At 72.5% G+C, this 2,666-nt stretch carries 3 protein-coding genes, 1 pseudogene and 1 riboswitch; of the genes and pseudogenes, 2 read left to right on the top strand and 2 right to left on the bottom strand.

The features are described 5' to 3' along the window. Positions 1-101: 101 nt before the first annotated feature. Both moaC and PROKR_RS00700 read right to left on the bottom strand, forming a co-directional pair. Positions 102-572, bottom strand: coding sequence for a cyclic pyranopterin monophosphate synthase MoaC (gene moaC / locus PROKR_RS00705; RefSeq protein ID WP_036958859.1), 471 nt, complete (start codon positions 570-572; stop codon positions 102-104). Positions 573-592: 20 nt separating this feature from the next. Beyond that, entirely contained in the window at positions 593-874 is a 282-nt protein-coding gene (locus tag PROKR_RS00700; RefSeq protein WP_036958858.1) for a DUF4235 domain-containing protein, read from the bottom strand. Between the two features lie 37 nt (positions 875-911). Further along, positions 912-1,017, top strand: a riboswitch (TPP riboswitch). Here PROKR_RS00700 and PROKR_RS00695 point away from each other — a divergent pair. Together PROKR_RS00695 and PROKR_RS33310 are read left to right on the top strand one after the other, a co-directional pair. Further along, the gene (locus tag PROKR_RS00695; protein ID WP_036958856.1) at positions 1,013-2,092 is read left to right on the top strand and encodes a thiamine ABC transporter substrate-binding protein; all 1,080 of its coding nucleotides are present in this window, start codon (positions 1,013-1,015) and stop codon (positions 2,090-2,092) included. It overlaps the preceding riboswitch by 5 nt. A gap of 41 nt (positions 2,093-2,133) precedes the next feature. Beyond that, positions 2,134-2,666: pseudogene (locus PROKR_RS33310) on the top strand (iron ABC transporter permease); the annotation flags it as partial.

The following is a 2,666-nucleotide window of genomic DNA, read 5'->3' as shown; positions in this document are numbered from 1 at the left end:
GGCGAGGGCGCCGCGCAGGGCCGCGACCGACGTCGGCCCGTCGAGCTGTTCGGTGGTGCGCCCGGCGGCCTCGCGGGCGCCGGCGAAGTAGCGGACCGTGATCACCGGGCACGCACCCAGTCGCCCGACTTGCCGCCGGTCTTGCGCTCCAGACGCACGTCCGCGAGCGAGACCGACTTGTCCAGGCCCTTGACCATGTCGATCACGGCCAGGCCCGCCACGGACACCGCCGTCAGGGCCTCCATCTCGACGCCCGTGCGGTCGGCGGTGCGCACGGTCGCGGTGACCACGACGCCGTCGTCGGTGACCTCGAGGTCGACCGCCGCGCCGTGCACGCCGATCACGTGGGCCAGCGGCAGCAGCTCGGGCGTCCGCTTGGCGGCCGCGATGCCCGCGATCCGCGCCACGGCCAGCACGTCGCCCTTGGGCACGGCGTTGTCGCGTAGCGCCTGGACCACGGCAGGGGTACAGCGGACCAGGCCGGAGGCCGTGGCCGAGCGGATGGTCGGTTGCTTTGCGGTGACATCGACCATGCGGGCCTGGCCGCGGTCGTCAAGGTGCGTGAAGCTCACGGCACCAGGGTGTCATGCCCTCACACGGCGGAGCGGCGGGCGGCGATCCGCACGGCGGCTCGGTGCGCGCCCTTGGCGGCGATCCGCTTGGCGAACACCGCGGTCCCGGCCGCGACGGCCGCGAACACGGTGGCCTGGAGCAGGTCCAGCTCCGGGTCGTCGGGCTTGTTGGGCGCGTCGTTACCCGTCACGCCCTTCCAGATCATGCTGACCGCCTTCTGCGCGACCCAGCCGGCCGCGATCGTCAGGGCGAGGGTGCCGACCTTCTCGCCGAGTGTCTGTTCCGTCTCAATCTGGGCCATCTCCTCACCGTAGCGCCCGGCGGCCGACTAGGCTGCATGGAAACGACAGGGGAGCGCCCCCACGGCGCTGAGAGTGCGGAAAGCCGCAGACCCTTGAACCTGATCCGGTTGACACCGGCGGAGGAAGTCGGAGGCACGATGTTGCGTCTTTCCGGTGCCCACAGGGGCACCATCACGACCGGCACGATCGCGGGCACGCTGTCAGCGGCGCTGCTGCTCGCGGGCTGCTCGGGCACCGGTTCCGGCGACCGCGCGTCCGGCACGGGCGACGAGACCGGGACCGTCACGCTCGTGACCCACGACTCGTGGGCGCTCGACGAGAAGCTGATCGACCAGTTCGAGCAGGAATCCGGCACCACCGTCGAGGTCAGCGCCGCGGGCGACGCCGGCACGCTGGTGAACCAGCTCGTGCTGACCAAGGACGCGCCGCTCGGCGACGCCGTCTTCGGCATCGACAACACCTTCGCCTCGCGCGCCCTGGACGCCGGGGTGGTCGAGGAGTACACGCCCGCCGACCTGCCCGAGGGAGTCGAGCAGGCCGGCGGGGCGCTCACGCCCGTCGACCAGGGCGACGTGTGCGTGAACGCCGACGACGCCTGGTTCGAGAAGTCCGGTCTCGAGGTCCCGAAGACCCTGGAGGACCTCGCCGACCCGCAGTACGAGGACCTGCTCGTGGTGACCAACCCGGCGACGTCGTCCCCGGGTCTCGCGTTCCTGCTGGCGACCGTCGGGGCGTTCGGCGAGGACGGGTTCGAGGACTACTGGACGTCGCTGGTGGACAACGGCGTCAAGGTCGCCGACTCCTGGGAGGACGCCTACTACGTGGACTTCTCGGGTGCGGGCGAGGGCGGCGAGCGTCCGCTCGCGCTGTCGTACGCGACGTCGCCGGCCTTCACGGTGAGCGAGGACGGCTCGGAGTCGACCACCAGCGCACTGCTGGAGACCTGCTTCCGGCAGGTCGAGTACGCGGGCGTGCTCGCGGGCTCGGACAACCCCGAGGGCGCCCGGGCGCTGGTGGACTTCCTGCTCACCCATGACGTCCAGGCCGCTCTGCCGGAGTCGATGTACATGTACCCGGCCGACTCCGCCGTCGAGCTCCCCGAGGACTGGCAGAAGTTCGCGCCGCAGGCCGAGGCCCCGTTCGAGGTGGACCCGGCCCAGGTGAGCGAGCACCGCGACGAGTGGATCGAACGGTGGACCGAGACAGTCGTGGGCTGAGCCGGAGGCGCCGCGCAGGCTCGGCCCACCAGGGGTGGAGCCTGAGCCGGCGGCACCGGCCGCGGCTCGCACCGTTCCTGTGGGGAGCGGCCGTCGTCGTCCCCCTCGCCTTCCTCGCGGTCTTCTTCGCGTGGCCGGTGGTCGCGCTCGTCGTGCGGGGCTTCGTGCCCGACGGCGTGCTCGACCTCACCGGCTTCGCCGAGGTGCTGTCCCGGCCGCGCACCTGGCGGCTCGTGGGGCTCACGCTCACCCAGGCGGTGCTCGGCACGGCGTTCTCGGTGGTGCTCGGCCTGCCACTCGCCTACCTCCTGTACCGGCGGGCGTTCCCGGGGCGCACCCTCGCGCGCGGGCTGGTGACGGTCCCGTTCGTGCTGCCGGCCGTGGTGGTCGGCGTCGCGTTCCGCGCGCTGTTCGCGCCCGGCGGCACGCTCGGGTTCCTCCGGCTCGAGGAGTCGCTCGCCGGCATCGTCGTCGCGCTCGTCTTCTTCAACGTGTCGGTCGTGGTGCGCACCGTGGGTGGGCTGTGGGAACGGCTCGACCCCCGCGCCGAGGAGGCCGCGGCCTCGCTCGGCGC

Origin of the sequence: Promicromonospora kroppenstedtii DSM 19349, from assembly GCF_000515355.1 — a bacterium.
Taxonomy (GTDB): domain Bacteria; phylum Actinomycetota; class Actinomycetes; order Actinomycetales; family Cellulomonadaceae; genus Promicromonospora; species Promicromonospora kroppenstedtii.
This window is presented reverse-complemented; position numbering and strand designations above follow the sequence as displayed.

Bases quoted from the DNA above. Each gene is read 5' to 3' on its own strand.
- PROKR_RS00700 (WP_036958858.1), bottom strand. From the start codon at position 874: ATGGCCCAGATTGAGACGGAACAGACACTCGGCGAGAAGGTCGGCACC.
- PROKR_RS00695 (WP_036958856.1), top strand. From the start codon at position 1,013: ATGTTGCGTCTTTCCGGTGCCCACAGGGGCACCATCACGACCGGCACG.